A 16,164-nucleotide genomic window follows, 5' to 3' on the forward strand; every position below is an offset into this window, starting at 1 on the left:
GGTGGATGACCGAACCCCCGAAAGTAAAGGGCTGACCGCGTTGCTTTCGGAAATCATGGCCTCGGCAAGGGTTGGGCTGGACCTAGTTGAGGCTGCCGGGGAGTTGGCTGCCGAAAACGCGCGTTACAATAAGTGGGTGCATGGTCGAAAGCCCACCTCAACTTCGGCTGAATTGTGGAATCTGGCCGCTTTGGCGAGGAAGCACGAGGAGGCTCTGTCGATCACATGGGATCGCTATCAGGTGGCGGCTGATGAAATCCGCACCGAGAGAGGTCATGAACTGATCGAATTGCTCAGCGCCCAGCAAGATGAGCTTCGCCGAAGCCGAGAATCTGACGCTGTCTTTCATCAAGACCCTGACATGCCTCCGGAGCTCCTCGATTGGTAGCTGCTAATATGGCAGGAGTTAGAGAACTGACAGTGACACATCGTCTGTTTGCTCGTTGTGAGCGTCCAGGCATGCTTGCCAACAGGTAAACATCGGCGACCGGGGGTCGCCGGGCATCCGCACAGCGACGTGGCAGGCGCAGCAGGGCGGACATGATTGGGCCGGGTGCCGAGCAGCGGCGGCCTGCAGGCCGATAACGGTTGTTATGTCAGCCTAAGGGCTGTCTTGTAACTCGGTGCGTGCATTGGCCGGTCGGGCGACCCGACCATGGGGACGTTCGCCCTGCTTGGCGAGCACCTCAGTGCGAACGATGGCGCACTCGCAATGGTGCCGCTAGGCGAACAACCTTGGCGGTACCCGGGTGGTCTACCGGACCCGCAGGACAGCCCACTCTGGACCGCCAAGGCCATCTATCTGGCCTCCTCGAACGGCTACATCGAAACCGACGACGAACTCTGGCTAGTTGCCGCAGGCGGAGCAGCGGATCTGTACGCCGCAGAAGGCCCGGCTATGCAAGGCTATGTAGTGCCGGGACGAGGCGGCCTCCGCGGCGCCGGCGGATGTAGTTTCGCTGGAGAGACACGGGTGCTGATGGCCGACGGCAGCGTACGCCCCATCAACGAGATCAAGGTCGGCGACCTCGTCCTAGCCAGCGATCCAGAAACAGGAGAGCAGGCGCCGCAGCGAGTTACCCACCTGTGGACGCACGAAGACGACGTGCTTGCGCTCTCGGTCAGCAGCGGCACCATAACCACTACAGAGGACCACCTGTATTGGGACGCGGTGCACCAGAGATGGACGCGCGCCGATGAACTCGGTGTGGAAGCCGCTCTGACGACGGCAGATGGGAACACGGTCCTGGTCAACGGCTTGAACCAGAACTCTCGTCGTTCGGTCATCGCCTACACTCTGACCGTCGAAGACATCCACACCTTCTACGTCTTGGCAGGCCGCAGTTCAGTCCTCGTTCACAATTGCCCCGGGGATGGTGCCGTCGGTGGGCCCAAAGCTGGCGGTGGCGCACCCAAGATTGGACCGACGTCAGGAAGGCCAAATTGGCAGGATGGGTCGGTTTCACCTGGGCAGGGTTGGGAATGGCGTGGTCCAGGCGACCCTGGAACACCCAACCGAGGAGTCTGGTTCAAACCGGATACCAAGGAAACGCTGCATCCTGACCTCGGCCACCCCGCGCCGATCGGGCCACACTACGACTACCGTGCCCCCGATGGGACGTTCTACCGTATATTCCCAGACGGAAGGGTTGAGCCGAAAAAGTGACGCGAGTAGCGGAAATCAGCATTGATGTCGTCGAGTACGTGAGAGCAAGTCTGCGAGAGGGGCTCTCGCTAGCGAGGGCTTCGATACCTCTCTTGGACGAAATGACGACGGTTGCATTGGTCCCCGAAGGCACAACAATCGACCGTGCGCTCAATCTAGGTAACGGCGGCCTAGGCGGATCCGACATGCGCGAGATCGCCGCGCTACTTGCCCGGGCGTATCCGGAAGCCGTCCTGGTCGTTGAGCTACCGCTTTGGCGTCCCGAGGACCCAGGAATTCGTGAAACAGATCTGAGTGTAGCTATAAGCGGCGACGAGATCTATTCGGTCCGACCACTTAACAGCGGCCCCAATCTCGTCGAAAGGACGCTGCGGCTGGCTGATCCGTCGTTTATGTACAACGCATTTATTTTGGAGCCCAAAGTTAATTTGGTTGCGGAACTCGTATTTCCGAATCTGCTAAAGTCTGGACAAGTGGTAGTAAAAGGCGTATTGGTCGGCGCATACGACGGCGAGGGATTCGTGCTAGCGAGTTCTCGCCATTGATCGCGGCCGACGACGACCCGAGCAATGACGGACGAGTAGGAGCTGGTGGACCCGGCTGACGGTCTCAGTGCGGGCCTGTCCTAGTTCGTCGCGGCGGGGGTCCCCAGCAGCTGCAGTGCGAACTGTCATGTCGTTCGATCTGGATCTGGCGCAGCCCAAGGGGCTGCGTAGGCCGGCTACGGCAACGCTGTGGCATCGACCGGATCGGTCTTACGGCCCTGGCCGGTGTCGACCGCACCACCCGGGCGGACAACTTCGCCGGCACGTCCACGACGGTCTCGCCGTCGACGAGGCTAGCTGAAGCTTATGGCCGACGACGGTAGATCTCGATCGCGGCGTCCCCAAGCATCGATCCGAAGCGCCCGGCGTCCGGATCCTTGCGCAGGGCTCTGCATCGGCACTCTCCGTACTCCGTGGGGTCCAGGGAGACGAAGTCGCCGCATCTAGCGCATCGCGCCATCAGGTCGGGGCGCATGTTCCAGCCGTCACCGTCACCGGTCGCCGTCGGCCCGCTACCGAGGTATTCAGACTCCGTGAGCCGCCGTTGCCCCATGAACCGAGGGTTTAACATGCCGCTATTCGTCTGCCTTGGCGACCCAGTACAACTGCTTGTGGCCCCGCGCCTCCATCGCTGCTGCGAGGTCTTCGGCGTCCGCGCGTGAGTCCCTCCGCGCGACTTCAAACTGATGGCCGTTGTCGTCCTGCCGCCATACAATCCATCGATCGGATGAGCCAGAAGTTGCCGGGCCATGGTCGTCCACGGCCGCAATACGCTCGCTCGATATTCGAGCATCATGCCCTGCCGGCCGGTCCTGCCAGCAGCCCGATCTGCCCCAGCCGCGTACGACGTCGGCGGCGTGTCGATGACGTCCAAGCGAGTGATCTTGGCATCCTCTTCTGCCGCGATCCGGGCGCCTATTCCTGCTCATCACGGATGGTGATCATGGTCCTGTTCGTGTGCAGTTCGGGCAGCCACTGCCCGACGGGGTCGTCCGGCGCAGCTCGACCTCGGTGCCGGCCGCAGCACCACCGTCGACGATGTACGTCTTCGTACACTTCCTTCGCGGCGGCCGCCGTCTGTGGGTCCCGACGCGCGTGGAGGGCTTGCGTCGTGCTGCTCTACGGCGGCGCTCTGCGGCAGCTATCTGTCGCGGACGTGCATGGTTCGACTCCCCCGCGGGCTGCCACTTGGTGAGAGCGAGTATCAGCCTGGGGTGGTTAACGGGAGAACTTCGGCCGCATCCAGGACGGCCCCCCATGGAAAGGTGTCGATGCGATTTCCGCCAGTTCCGGGCGAATGTGGCTCCCATTTACCCGGACCGAACAGCACCCTTACGCCCTCGGAGCACAGCGACTCAACCGCCGCCGCGAACGGCTTCCTCGCGGCCAGTGCCGTATTCACGAACGGCAGCACCGCCACGGGCACGCCGCGTCCGATTGCCTCCGCCAGTGTGCCCAGAGCGTAGGTGTCGTTGATGCCAAGAGCGAGCTTGCAGATCGTGTTGTACGTTGCCGGCGCGACGACGACCGCGTCCGCCTCGGGCAGCGAGCGGGTCGGCGACTCGCCTGGTTTCCGGTATTCGCTGCGGACCCGATTGCCGGTCAGCTCTTCAAGCTTCGGCACGTCCAGGAACGCCAGCGCGGCCGGCGTGGCGGTGACGGCGACGGCCCATCCTCGGGCCTGCGCCAGTTCGACCAACCGATGTACCTGCGGTGCGGGCCCCGCGCCGCAGACCACGACCGTTACGAGGTGACGCGTCGCCGGCTCTGTCACACGTCTACCCCTGTCCGTTCGGCGAACTCGCCTACGGCCCGCTGAACGGTGTGTGGGGCGGTCAGCGCGAGGTCGCGAACGAGGCGGCGCACTGTTTCGCTGGTACGGATTTCTTCCGGCGCGATCTGCTCCGCCGTACGCAACGCCTGATGCGCGTGCTCATGTTTGCCCCACTGGGCGAAGGCTCGGGCGGTGTCGATGAGCAACCCAGCCTTGCGCTCGGCTAGCGGTATCCGGCTCAAATCGACCCGGCGGGCCAGATCGATAGCGGTCCCGGCGTCGCCCAGGGTCATCGCTATGTGGACCCGATGCTGTACGACGTTGGTCGGTCCGAATGCGGTCCACTGCGCGTTGTCATCGTGGCCAAGCCGCCGGCTAGCCTGCTCGGCCTCATCGAGCAGCTGCCAAGCGCCGGACCGGTCCTCGGCGATAGCGGCGGCAACGGCACCCCGCAGGAGAAGGGCACCGTAGACGGAAAGGGCATTCGGCCCGGGCTTGGGTACGTCGGCGTCGAGCCGTGCGGCGCCTTGGGCCGCTAGCTCCTTGGCGTGGGCGGCATGACCGCCCGACATCAGCCAATGTGTGACGGCGCGTGTGCTGGCGGCCAGGACGATCGGCTCCTGGCTTCGTATCGCGGCCTCCATACCCCGGTCGGCCGCGAGCGCGGCCAAGCCGAGGTCGCCGACTTTGAGCATGACGCCGGCGGTCACCTGGTACGCGAACGCCGCCAGCGCCCAAGCCTTCGTTGAGGCGTCCCCGGAGGCGGTCGAGCAAGTAAGCTGAACCGACTTCAACAGGCGCGGCAGGACGTCGAGCACGGCAGCGTACCGACACGCCTGATAGTCCCGCTTGGCGTTCGCTGCGGCCATCGACAGTTCCACGACCGGCGGGATCGGGGTCTGTGCTACAGCCGTGCCGTTCAGCAGGTTGTATGACGTAAGCGCGCGAGCCACACCGCCGAGCCGGTCGACCGGACCGGACGCCGGGACCGCGACAGCACCTAGCGCGGCGCCTCCCAATCCCAGCACGCCACGTCGATGCACGTCGCCTTCCATCGTTGGCTCGACAACACCGCCGCTCCCAGTATCCGGCAGACGTGGGCGGGGAAGATCACCACGTGCCGCATCCGGACGCCGCACCTGACCATGCGATGCGAGTCCAAAAGTCAGGTGAGCATCGCTTGAGGCCTCCAGGAAGCGAACACACGCTCAGCTACCTCGATCGCCGCGACTTCCCGCGACCCGGTGGCGACGCCGCCGCACCGGTCGCTATCCCGGGGCCCGGCCGCGGGAGGACCGAGCAGCGCGTCAAGGCTGCAACCCCAGAAGGCTTCTGCCACACGTTGCATCACCGGGCGCGGCTTGTCCACGTTCCCGCTCATCCAGCGCGAAAGCTGGCGGGGCGACAGGCTAGCCTGCTCTCCGAGCTCGCGTGCCTTCCGTTCGAAGGCGTGGCATGTTTCCTCGATCGTCCACCGGTCGGTTCGGACGAGCTCTTCCAGAAGGGTTCGATGGGTAGGGCGGCCACATCCCGACGGTAGGCCAGCCAGCCGGCGGACACGACACGACAACGGCGCATCGCGGCTAACGGCCGACGGATGTCATGGAAACGGCAGTTGCTAGGCCGCCCCGCGTCCAGGCTGACCGACGAACGTTGCCAAGTGAACGGCGGTCCAGACCGGTCTGAGCTGCTCACCATCGACGCGAACGCGGTGGTGCTCCCGCCCTCCGGGCGGCGGCTCAACGGGCCGAGGCGGCGTCCGCGCGGTTTCGTGCAGCCTGCTGGACCGCGCGCCGAGAGATCGCCAACCGCTACCGTCCCGGGTCCGCCCGTACCCGTCTGGTGCGACGTGTCGCGGCATGATCGACGATGTCAGCCGGCGCGGGGATCGGCCGGAAGCTACAGATCACCCACAGATCACCCATCGGTCCACAGTAGACATGAAAAAGGCTCCAATCCGGCATGAAGCACCAGGTCAGAGCCTTGATCATATGTGCGCCGCCAGGGACTCGAACCCCGAACCCGCGGATTAAGAGTCCGCTGCTCTGCCAGTTGAGCTAGCGGCGCTCGCTGACAACGGCAGCAACCTTAACACGGCCCTCGATCGCCCTTCCAACCGGTTCGCCCAGCCACGCCGGACCGGTTGGCGGAAGCGACACACGTTCTTGATCTGGCAGGGTGCTGGACTGGCCACCGGTGGCTGCGCGCGTAGTGCACCATAAGCGCAGGCGCACGCCGGGGTTCACGAGCCACACACACCGAACGGGGTTGACATGAGGGGCACGCGGGGGTTGGTGAAGGCTGCCGTGCTGGCTGTGCTGGCTCCGTTGGCTCTCGCCGCATGTGGCGGGGGCGGCGGCGAGACGCCCCGGTTCGTCGACGGCACCACGGCCGGGCCCTCCGCCAGTGCCGATGCCAGCCCGAGCGCTGGGCCGCAGCCCGCGGCGTTCGCGTTTTCGATCACGCCGGCGGCCAACGCGAAGAACCTGCCGGTGAGTTCCGAGATCGGCGTCAAGCTGGCTGGGGGCGAGGTCACCTCGGTCACGCTGGCCGAGGCGGGTGGCGCCAAGGTGTCCGGCACGATGCGCGACGACGGCTCCGCCTGGGTGCCCAGCAGCCCGCTGAAGTACGGCAAGACCTACACCGCGACGGTGGTCGCCGCAAAGGATGGCGGCACGGCCACCAAGACCACGACGTTCACCACGATGGGGCAGCCGGGCAGCCGGGTGGGCACGGGGCTGTACCTCTTCGACGGCAAGACGTACGGCGTGGCCATGCCCGTGGTCGTGGAGTTCAGTCCGGGCATCGCGAAGAAGGACCGGGCGGCGGTGCAAAAGCGCATGTTCGTGAGCACCGACCCGCCGCAGCCGGGCGCGTGGCACTGGGTGTCCAACGGCACGCAGGCGTACTACCGGGCGCCCGAGTACTGGCAGCCGGGCACGAAGATCACGACGCGGATCGCGCTCGGTGGGCACCCGATGGGCAAGGGGCGATACGGGGACACGGACCGGAAGGCGACCGCGAAGATCGGTGAGCGGTTCGAGATGAAGGTCGAAAACAAGACCAAGAAGATGACGGTCTTGAAGAACGGCAAGGTGATCAAGACCCTGCCGGTGAGCCTGGGCAAGAAGAGCACCCCTTCGGCCAGCGGCACCATGGTGGTGATGGAGAAGAAGGAGCAGACCGTCTTCGATACCACCAACGACCCCAACCCGGCCGATCGCTACCGGGTGGACATCGCGTTCGCGCAGCGGCTGACCTGGAGCGGGCAGTACATCCACGCGGCGCCGTGGTCGGTGCCGCAGCAGGGGCGCACCAACGTATCGCACGGTTGCCTCAACGTCTCCACGGAAAACGCGCGCTGGCTCTTCGGCCAGACCAAGATCGGCGATCCGGTCACCGTGACGGGCACCGAGGAGAAGCTCGGCGCGGGCAACGGGTGGACCGCGTGGAACATGAGCTGGAAAGAGTTCATCAAGGGCAGCGCGCTCCCCGTAACACAGTAAATACGCATAAAACGGGGCAAAATTCAGTGGTCAATGCCACGGCACGAAACCGTGATTTGGCCGAGGACGTCATTAGAGGAGGATTGACCTCTGCGGCTGGGTAATGAGCGCAGGGGCATCGATAACTTGCGAGGAGACCATGGCAGCGACGCGACAGCACCGACGTATGCCGAGCCGACAGGCCGCATGGCGCACGTTGACCGCGACGGCGCTGGCCGCCACCCTCGCCCTCGTCACCGCGTGCAGCGACGACAAGCCCTCCGCCTCCTGGGAGGGCAACGGCGACAGCGGCGGTCAGCAGCAGTCCGAAGACGGTCCCAAGCAGGCTGGCACCATCACCAGCCCGGCCGCTGACGCCAAGGACGTGCCGGCATCCACGGACATCGCGTTCACGCTGGACAACGCGACCAACCCGACCGTCGAGCTCAAGAGCGCGAGCGGCGAGACGGTCAAGGGCGCGATGCAGGCAGACGGCAAGTCGTGGCTGCCCGACGGGGCGCTCGACTACGGCACCAAGTACACGGTGACGGTCAACGCCACCGGTTCGGACGGCAAGCCGGCCGCCACCACCAGCACGTTCACCACCATGGCCAAGCCCAGCAAGGTGGTGCGGGTCTCCAGCTTCCTCGGCGAAGACCAGGTCGTGGGCGTGGGCATGCCGATCATCGTGCGGTTTGGTCGCGAGGTGCCCCAGGACAACCGCGACGATGTGCAGCGGCGCCTCTTCGTCACCTCGACGCCCCAGCAAGAGGGCATCTGGCACTGGACCAGCCCGACCGAGGTGCACTACCGGCCGAAGACGTACTGGCAGGCCGGCACCAAGATCTCGTACAAGATGCAAACCGGCGGGCTGCCGATGGGCGACGGCTACTACGGCCGCGCCGACGTGAGCGTCGACATCAAGATCGGCCCGTCGATCATCATGTCTGTCGACAACAAGACGAAGAAGATGACCGTCACCAAGGACGGCAAGGTCATCAAGACCATCCTGGTGAGCCTGGGCAAGCCGGCCACGCCCTCGGCCAGCGGCACCATGGTGATCATCGAAAAGCAGCGCAAGACCATCTTCGACACGATGGACGACCCCAACCCGGCCAACCGCTACCGCACGCCGATCGACTTCGCGCAGCGCCTCACCTGGAGCGGCCAGTTCATCCACGCCGCCTCTTGGTCCGAGGGCAAGCAGGGCCGGGTCAACGTCTCGCACGGCTGCCTCAACGTCTCCGAGGCGATGGGCGGCTGGCTGTTCGGCCAGACCCGCATCGGCGACGTGGTCACGGTGAAGAACACCGAGGAGAAGCTCCAGAACGGCAACGGCTGGACCGACTGGAACATGAGCTGGGACGAGTACGTCAAGGGCAGCGCGATTCCCTACAACGGCTAAAGGATTTTCTGCCCGCGTCCGCGTCTGGTTGCGGGCCGTATGCTCCCGCGGGCACCGCTCCCGGCCGGCTCCTCGCCTGAGGGCTCGTCGAAACCCCGGCCGTCCGCTGCCGGGTCCGCCGTTGGTCACGGCTCAGTGCGGCGGTCTCGGGCCGGGCGCTTCCGTTGCGGGTCGCGGGGGTGCGGCCACACAACCTCGGGCTGTAGCCCGGACTACAGCCACGTATCAATGATCAGCCCCGACCTCACCTATCGGAAGATCGGTCGCGGAGGATCGACGGGCGAAGGGTGCGTCGGCTGAGCGTCCGTGGCGATTTGTTGCCCCCATAGGGGCGGTTTTCGCCACGGACGCTGCCCCGCAGCCTCCGACCCGAGCTGGGCCTCCGGGACACATCCCAGCAGAAAGCCGCAAGCGGCAAGTCCGAGGCCCACGCCGGAGGCGCTGCACTCGAGCGTGACCAGCAGCGGAACCGGCCGGGAGCGGTGCCCGCCGGAGCATACGGCGCGCTACCAGACACGGACGCGGGCAAATATGCCGGAACAACGGCATCTCAGCGGCGGGACGAAGGGTCGATCAGGCCCCGTCGCGAGACGGGGCCTGATCTGCGAAAACGGAGATCAAACAAGAGGGTGACTGAGGGGATTTGAACCCCCGACACCCGGGACCACAACCCGGTGCTCTGCCAACTGAGCTACAGCCACCACGTCAGCCGCGCCGGACTGGCCGGTGCGGTGCGCCGACCAATGATAGCCATACCCAGGCCACATCCGTCGACAGGGTGCCGGGACGGTTACAGCGTCGCGGCGATCGCCTTGGCCGCCTCCACGTCGGGGCCGGGCAGGGGCACGAAGATCGTGCGGCGGTAGTACTCCAGCTCGCGGACGCTCTCCCGGATGTCCGCCAGCGCGCGGTGGGCCAGGCCTTTCGCGGGCTGCCCGAAGTACACGCGGGGGTACCAGCGGCGACACAGCTCCTTGATGGACGAGACGTCGATCATGCGGTAGTGCAGGTGGGCGTCGAGCCGCGGCATGTCGCGCGCCACGAAGCCGCGGTCGGTGGCGATCGAGTTGCCACACAGGGGGGCGCTGCGGGGGTCGGGCACCCACTGGGTGATGTACTCCATGATCATGTCTTCGGCCTCGGGGACCGTGACCGCCGAGCGGCGGACCTCCTCCGTCAGGCCCGACTTTTCGTGCATTTGGCGGACGACGTCGGGCATGCCGGCCAGCGCCGCGTCATCGGCGTGGATCACCACGTCGACGCCTTCGCCGAGCACGTGCAGGTCAGGGTCGGTGACCAGCGCCGCCACCTCGATCAGCGCGTCCTTGCCGAGGTCGAGCCCGGTCATCTCACAGTCGATCCAGACCAGAAGATCAGCCACGGGCTCAGCCTACGCGCCGACGGCCCTCCGTCACCCTGGCCGAAGCGCCGTTACGCTGCTGAACATGCCGAAAGCCATCCGGATCGCCACCGTCACGGCACTCGCCGCCGCGGTGGCCATCTTCCTGGACTGGTACGGCAACCGTCACGACTTCTTCGACCTGCGCATATACGTCAGCGCGATGCGCTGGTGGGCCGACGGCCACCCGCTCTACGACTACGCCCAACCCGACCGGGTGCAGGGCGAGCTCTACTTCACGTACCCGCCTTTTGCCGCCGCGCTGTTGCGTCCACTCGCCGAAATCCCGATGGGTGCCACGATCGTTATCTTTCTGATCGGCACCGCGGTGGCGATCGGCGTCACCACCTGGTGGCTCGTGCACCCCGTCGCGCTTCGCCACGGGCAGCCACCCTGGTTTGTCGCCGGGCTGGCCATCCCGCTGGTCTTCGCGATCGAGCCGACCCGCGAGACGTTCACGTTCGGCCAGATCAACATGCTGCTCGTGTTGCTGGTCCTCGGCGACCTGCTGCTGCTCGTACCCCGAAACTCGCGCTGGGCCGGCGTGGGCGTGGGGCTGGCGACGGCTCTCAAGCTGTACCCGGGAATCTTCATCCTCTATCTCTTGGCCGCGCGGCGCTGGCGCGCCGCGATCACGGCGAGTGTGGCGGCGGCCGGGGCGACCCTGCTGGCGGCGGCGATGGCGCCGCGAGACTCGTGGCAGTTCTGGACGCACGAGCTGTGGTCGACCGAGCGGGTCGGGCGCACCGACTACACCGGCAACCAGTCGCTGCTCGGCCTCCTCGGCCGCGCCGCGCTGCCCGGCGAGCCGAGCCGGGTGGTGTGGTTCGGGCTTGTCGTGCTCATCGCCGGCTACGGCATCCGCCGCGCCGCCCAGGCCGCCCGGGCTGGTGACGAGGTGGCCGGGCTCGCGCTGGCCGGGCTGGTGGGCGCGCTGGCCAGCCCGATCGCGTGGACCCATCACGTGTACTGGTTCGTGCCCGCTTTCGTCGTGCTAGTGGACGCCGGCCTGCGCGAACGCGACCTGAGACCGCGGCTGGCGCTGCTGGGGCTGGCGGCGGCGGGGTTCCTGATCCTGCTGCGCGGCGTGGTCTCGTTTGACGACTGGGGCGCGACCCCGCTGCCGACCGACACGGTGGGCGAGTTTCTCCGCCGCAACGCGTATGTGCTGCTCGCGCTCGTGTTGATCGCCGTGCTGCCGGTGCGTAGCGGGGTGCTCGATTATCGCAGGCGTGGGGCGAAATGGACAGATCTACCTAGCCACGCCCGAGTGGGCTAATCTGTCCTTAACAGACAAGCTCCCCCGTGTTACACCGTTTCCCCCGGTGAGACCAGCCCTCCGCAAACGGCATGCGGAGGGCTGGTCGCCGTTGTTTGGGCTACCGCGACGCCCGTCGTGGTCCGGACGGTGCTCCCGCGGCCTCACCCGTCCGCCGTTGGTCGCGGTCACCTATCGCCTCCGGCCGGGCGGTCAATCGCGAGTCCGGCGGGCAACGGGTGGGGCGACCGGTGGCGATGCCACGACATCGGTGGGTAGGCCGGCCGCCGTCTTACGCCGGCGGGTGGAGCGGGATGCCGACCCCAGCGTGCCCAGGGCCGTGGCCAGGTCGGCGGAGCCGGGGAGATCCGCGCCGACCGGCTCCGGCTCGGCCGGCTCGACCGCGAGGCCAGCGTCGGCCGGATCGAGCGCCGGCCGCCGATCGAGTGGCACGTCTTGGCTAGTCGCCTGGACAGCCGGGGAAGTGGGAGCGGGTAGCGGGGCGGGGGTGACCGCGACGCTCGGGTGGGGTGGCCAGGCCAGGATGGGCTGTACGGGCATCGGTGTGGGCGCGGCCCAGGCGGGCCGCGGGCGCTCCAGGACGGCCGTGGGAGGTGTGGCGGGCGCGGGGGCGACGTCGGCGAGGGTAGACGGGCGGGCGAGCGCCGGGCGGCGGGTCGGCCAGGCGAGCGTCGCCATGCCGAGCAGGATCAGCACCGCGCCGGCCACCAGCAGGCCCCACGTCGCCGGGGCGAGCCAGCCGGGGCGCACCTCGACGCGGAAGTCGACCGTCATCCCGGCGCTCGCGTCCGGGTGCATGACGACCAGGGCGAGGCGCTGGCCGCGTACCTCCGCGGAGTCCCACGCCACCGCGCCGGCCCCGGCCAGCCGCCATGCGGGCTGCGCGGCGGGCACGGCCGTGCCCTCGACCGGCGTGACGCCCACCGGCAGCGGGCCACTGGTCAGGCTGACCCGGTCGACCTGGGCGTACGCGGCGCCGGCCAGGTAGCGGGCCACCTCCTCGGCCGGCGCGATGCCGACCAGCGCGGGGCCGGCCTCGGTGCGGGCGGTCACGCGGAGGCGGGTGTCACGCGCGCGGGTGAACGGTGCGTCGCGGCGCAGGAGGGCGTCGAGATCCGGTACGACGACGGCGTGGCCGGGCGTGGTGATCCGCTCGACGCGGCCGCTGAACGCCCCGCCCCCGTCGCGGTGCTGCATGGCTGTCCACAGTGCACCGCCGACCAGCAGCACCGGCAGCCCGATGGTGAGCAGCAGCATGCCAGCCGCCGTACGCACGATCCGCATTCCCGTTCCCCTCGAAGACGCCCCTTATGAGGGAGAACGAGCATGCCGGCGTCACGACGCCCGGCGGCCCCGGACAATCGCGAGGCCGCCGAGGACAAGCCCGGCCAGGGACGCCACCAGCGCGATCACGGCCAGGATCAGGGCGGGTCCGTCGCCGTCGTCATCGTCAGCCGGCGCGGCGGCCGCGTCGGGGCTGGCGGACGGCGCCGCGGCATCAGCGGCCACGAGGGTCAGCACCGGCGCGACGTTTTCCGGCTCCTCGGCGCCCGGCTGCGGCTCCTCGATCCAGCGGGAGACCTCGTTGTCGGAGTAGGTTTGCAGCGCCTTGAACACCATCTTGTCGGTGTCCGGCAGCGGCCCCATCGACACCGGAAACTCCGCGAACTCGCCCGGCTTGACCCCGCCACCCGCCGCGGCGGTCCACGTGATCTTCGAGACCACCTCGCTGACCTGGGTGCCGTGCACGTCGAGCGGCGGGTCCACCTTGCGCCGCTCCACCGCCACGGTCCACCCGGCCACCGGCATCGTCGAGACCGAGCCGACCGGCGCGTTTTCCGGCAGCACCACCTCGAGCTTGACGGTGGAGGCGGTGTCGCTCTCGTTGGGCACCCGGAACGCCAGCCGCGCGAAGCCGCCCTTCTCCGCCTCCTGCGGGTTGACGGTGACGTGGGCCGACGCCGGCGCTCCCGCCGCCAGCACGAACGCGGCGACAGCGCCAAGGACGAGAGCAACGCGTTTCATCGGGAACCCTTCTAGCTCACGGGCACGGTGGCGGTCACCGTGGCCTGGTCGATCTCGGAGATGCGGACCGTGAATTTGAGCTGCCAGTCGCCCTCCAGCGGGAGGGTGATCTCGCCGGTGGCGTGGTTGTCGGTCAGCGGCAGCAGCGGGATGTCGACCGGCGCGACGTCGTTGGCGGGCAGCGCGGCCGTGCCCTTCCACTCCACCACCGGCAGCGGCTTGTTGCTCTTGTCGTACGCGTACAGGTGGATGGAGTTGTTGCCCTTCTTCGCCGGGTCGACGTCGACCTGGAGCTTGAAGAGGTTGCTGTCGAGCATGGCGCTGTAGAAGCCAGACCCGCCGACCTCCTCGTTCGCGGAGGCGGTGCGCGCGGGTGTCGTCTGCACCAGCACCGCGGAAAGCCCCAGCACCACGGCGGTGATGCCCAACTCGACACCCACCGATCGGCGCAGCCGCCGCGGCTCACCGGGGGCCATCCGGCGCAGGACCAGCTTCCGCGAGTACGCCGCGACGCCGATCACGGCGCCGAAGAGCGCCACCTTCGCGATGATCAGTCGGCCGTACGTGGTCGACACGAGCGCGTCCGGCGTGCCCACCTCGATCAGCGCCTGCACCGTGCCGGCCAGCACCAGCGCGCCCACCGCCAGGGCCGCCCACCGCGACCAGATAGGCAGGATGGCGCCGAGCTCACGCTCGTTGGCCTGCCGCAGCAGGAACGCGAGGAGCATGGTCAGCCCGCCCAGCCACACCGCCATGCTGGTCAGGTGTACCGCGTCGACCACCACCGAGACGGCGGCGACCGGTGAGGCGGCCGGGTGGCCGGCGATCGGCCAGGTGAGGATCGCCGCGCCGCCCAGCACCGCCAGCAGGATCTGGTCGACCCGCCCGGTCTCGCCGCGCAGCAGCGGTCGCAAGAGCAGGCCGATCGCCACGAGCAGGCCAAGCCTGATCAGATGAGCGGTGCCGAATGTGCTGGACAACACATTTCGCAGCCCGCTCCCATCGACGTCGAGGAGGCCGCCGCCGGCGGTGTACGGCACCTGGAGCCAGATCGCGGCCACCGTGGCGAGCGTCACCAACCCCATGCCGGTCCAGATGACCTTCGACGGGCCGCTCCGCGCGAGCCGGGCCGGCCACAGCAGGCTGATCACCAGCACCGGGCCGACCAGCAGCACCAGGCCGGCGTACCCGAGGTAGCGCACCACCTTCACGCCGGTCGCCACGACCTGGTTTTCGCCCTCCTGCTCGCCCGTGTCGCTCGGCGGCGTGGTGGAGGGGGCGCCCACCGAGTACGTGAACCCGCCGGACACCGGGTGGCTGTCAGCCGAGATCACCCGGTAGCTGACCAGGTAGGTGCCCTGCGCGCCGGTCTGCTGCACAGGGATCGTCACGACCGCGCCGTCGAAGCTGGCGTCGCCCCGGTCCACCCGCTTGCCATCGGGTCCGATGACGCGTACCCGGTCGGGCACCTTGCGCACCGACTCGGTGAAGGTCAGCACGACCTCGGCAGGCGCGGCCTGGAGCACGGAGTTGCCGATCGGGTTGCTGCTGGCGAGCACGGCGTGGGCGCTGGCGGGGGAGGCCGGGAGCGCGAGCGTGGCGAGACCGCCGGCGATCACGGCCAGCAGCATCAGGGGGAGGCGGCGGGTCATGACGGCCATGATTTCGGAGCCGGGCGCGCGAAAGCGAGCCGGGTCGCATAGCCGGTCATGGGTATGTAGTCGGTCGGGGCGCGGAAAAAGTTCCCGGTGGGGCACACATCTTTTGTCCAGCAACTCCGCGTACCCTGAGGTGCCGTGATTCCCGCCCAGCGTGATGGCCACGCCGCCGACGAGTGGGTCGATGCTGCCCGCGACGGCGACCAGACCGCGCAGGCGGAGTTCGTGCGGGTCACCCAGGTCGAGGTGTGGCGGTTCGTCGCCGCGCTCGTCGATCCGGCCAGCGCGGACGATCTGACGCAGGAGACCTACCTGCGGGCGTTTCGGGCACTCCCCTCCTTCGAGGGGCGCTCCAGCGCCCGCACGTGGCTGCTCGGCATCGCTCGCCGGGCCTGCGCCGACCACGTGCGCACGATGGTCCGCCGCCGCCGGCTCGACGAGCGGCTGGCCGCGCAGGCGCACACCGACGGCCCCTACCCTGACCCCGCCGCCCAGCTCGGCGCCGCCGACCTGCTGCGGCGGCTGCCCGACGAGCGGCGTGGCGCTTTTGTGCTGACCCAGGTGCTCGGCTTGTCGTACGTGGAGGCGGCGGACGTGGAGGGCGTGCCGGTGGGCACGATCCGCTCCCGGGTGGCCCGCGCCCGCGCCGATCTTGTCGACGCGCTCGGCGACGCACTCGCCAGCTGAAGGAACCTCCCCAGACCGTAGGACGACTAATGAATGTGACCGTCGCGAGTCCGCCCGTTTCGCCCACATCTGTTAGCAGATGGCATACCGCGCGACCGTGGCTCGGCACGCTGGTGCGGCTCGGCCTCGCCGCCGTCTGGCTCGTCGCCGGCGGCGCCAAGGTCGGTGACCTTGCCGGGTCGGGCCGGGCTGTGAACGCGTACGACGTGATGCCGTACGAGTTGGCCAAGGTGATCGGGGC

The 16,164-nt window shown here is 68.0% G+C and carries 13 protein-coding genes, 2 tRNA genes and 1 pseudogene; 8 read left to right on the plus strand and 8 right to left on the minus strand.

Features of this window, described 5'->3' with window-relative positions:
* Window position 1: 1 nt before the first annotated feature.
* The 3 genes from ACTMTJ_RS32410 (at window position 2) to ACTMTJ_RS32420 (ending at window position 2,211) form a co-directional block, all read left to right on the plus strand.
* A complete protein-coding gene (locus ACTMTJ_RS32410; RefSeq protein ID WP_441222450.1) occupies window positions 2-388 on the plus strand; it encodes a hypothetical protein in 387 nt (128 codons plus the stop codon).
* A gap of 267 nt (window positions 389-655) precedes the next feature.
* Window positions 656-1,666, plus strand: a complete 1,011-nt coding sequence (locus ACTMTJ_RS32415) for a polymorphic toxin-type HINT domain-containing protein (protein WP_441222451.1) — start codon at window positions 656-658, stop codon at window positions 1,664-1,666.
* Between the two features lie 92 nt (window positions 1,667-1,758).
* Window positions 1,759-2,211 carry a hypothetical protein gene (locus ACTMTJ_RS32420; protein WP_441222452.1) on the plus strand — a complete coding sequence of 151 codons (453 nt, stop codon included), beginning with the start codon at window positions 1,759-1,761 and terminating at the stop codon, window positions 2,209-2,211.
* 1,204 nt (window positions 2,212-3,415) lie between these two features.
* Here ACTMTJ_RS32420 and ACTMTJ_RS32425 read toward each other — a convergent pair.
* The 3 genes from ACTMTJ_RS32425 to ACTMTJ_RS32435 all read right to left on the minus strand — a co-directional run bounded on the left by ACTMTJ_RS32425 (window position 3,416) and on the right by ACTMTJ_RS32435 (window position 6,052).
* Window positions 3,416-3,985: a flavoprotein gene (locus tag ACTMTJ_RS32425; RefSeq protein ID WP_441222453.1), complete on the minus strand. Its 570-nt coding sequence runs from the start codon at window positions 3,983-3,985 to the stop codon at window positions 3,416-3,418.
* Window positions 3,982-5,040 carry a hypothetical protein gene (locus ACTMTJ_RS32430; protein ID WP_441222454.1) on the minus strand — a complete coding sequence of 353 codons (1,059 nt, stop codon included), beginning with the start codon at window positions 5,038-5,040 and terminating at the stop codon, window positions 3,982-3,984. The genes ACTMTJ_RS32425 and ACTMTJ_RS32430 overlap by 4 nt, the downstream gene beginning before the upstream one ends.
* Before the next feature lie 939 nt (window positions 5,041-5,979).
* Window positions 5,980-6,052: transfer RNA gene (locus tag ACTMTJ_RS32435), tRNA-Lys, on the minus strand.
* 206 nt (window positions 6,053-6,258) lie between these two features.
* On the opposite strand from ACTMTJ_RS32435, the gene ACTMTJ_RS32440 reads away from it, so the two are divergent.
* Complete coding sequence (locus ACTMTJ_RS32440) at window positions 6,259-7,491, plus strand: Ig-like domain-containing protein (RefSeq protein ID WP_441222455.1); 1,233 nt, start codon at window positions 6,259-6,261, stop codon at window positions 7,489-7,491.
* Window positions 7,492-7,657: 166 nt separating this feature from the next.
* Window positions 7,658-8,875 (plus strand): Ig-like domain-containing protein, encoded by a 1,218-nt coding sequence (locus ACTMTJ_RS32445; protein ID WP_441222456.1) that lies wholly within the window; start codon window positions 7,658-7,660, stop codon window positions 8,873-8,875.
* A gap of 628 nt (window positions 8,876-9,503) precedes the next feature.
* Here the strand turns inward: ACTMTJ_RS32445 and ACTMTJ_RS32450 are convergent.
* Both ACTMTJ_RS32450 and orn read right to left on the minus strand, forming a co-directional pair.
* Window positions 9,504-9,576 (minus strand) — tRNA-His (locus tag ACTMTJ_RS32450).
* Between the two features lie 89 nt (window positions 9,577-9,665).
* Window positions 9,666-10,256, minus strand: a complete 591-nt coding sequence (gene orn / locus ACTMTJ_RS32455; protein WP_441222457.1) for an oligoribonuclease — start codon at window positions 10,254-10,256, stop codon at window positions 9,666-9,668.
* Window positions 10,257-10,320: 64 nt separating this feature from the next.
* On the opposite strand from orn, the gene ACTMTJ_RS32460 reads away from it, so the two are divergent.
* On the plus strand, window positions 10,321-11,553 hold the full coding sequence (locus ACTMTJ_RS32460; RefSeq protein ID WP_441222458.1) for a glycosyltransferase family 87 protein: 1,233 nt from the start codon (window positions 10,321-10,323) through the stop codon (window positions 11,551-11,553).
* A 192-nt stretch (window positions 11,554-11,745) separates the two neighbouring features.
* On the opposite strand, the gene ACTMTJ_RS32465 is transcribed toward ACTMTJ_RS32460, so the two are convergent.
* Genes ACTMTJ_RS32465 through ACTMTJ_RS32475 form a run of 3 tightly spaced genes read right to left on the minus strand, consistent with a single transcriptional unit; the run spans window position 11,746 to window position 15,239 of the window.
* Entirely contained in the window at window positions 11,746-12,837 is a 1,092-nt protein-coding gene (locus ACTMTJ_RS32465) for a hypothetical protein (RefSeq protein ID WP_441222459.1), read from the minus strand.
* Window positions 12,838-12,888: 51 nt separating this feature from the next.
* Window positions 12,889-13,578: a YcnI family copper-binding membrane protein gene (locus tag ACTMTJ_RS32470; RefSeq protein WP_441222460.1), complete on the minus strand. Its 690-nt coding sequence runs from the start codon at window positions 13,576-13,578 to the stop codon at window positions 12,889-12,891.
* An 11-nt stretch (window positions 13,579-13,589) separates the two neighbouring features.
* Entirely contained in the window at window positions 13,590-15,239 is a 1,650-nt protein-coding gene (locus tag ACTMTJ_RS32475) for a copper resistance CopC/CopD family protein (RefSeq protein ID WP_441222461.1), read from the minus strand.
* A 135-nt stretch (window positions 15,240-15,374) separates the two neighbouring features.
* Between ACTMTJ_RS32475 and ACTMTJ_RS32480 the strand changes: the two genes are divergently transcribed.
* Both ACTMTJ_RS32480 and ACTMTJ_RS32485 read left to right on the plus strand, forming a co-directional pair.
* A complete protein-coding gene (locus tag ACTMTJ_RS32480; RefSeq protein ID WP_441222462.1) occupies window positions 15,375-15,923 on the plus strand; it encodes a sigma-70 family RNA polymerase sigma factor in 549 nt (182 codons plus the stop codon).
* Between the two features lie 29 nt (window positions 15,924-15,952).
* Window positions 15,953-16,164, plus strand: a pseudogene (locus ACTMTJ_RS32485) (DoxX family protein); the annotation flags it as partial.

Origin of the sequence: Phytohabitans sp. LJ34 (genome assembly GCF_052068095.1) — a bacterium.
Taxonomy (GTDB): Bacteria; Actinomycetota; Actinomycetes; order Mycobacteriales; family Micromonosporaceae; genus Phytohabitans.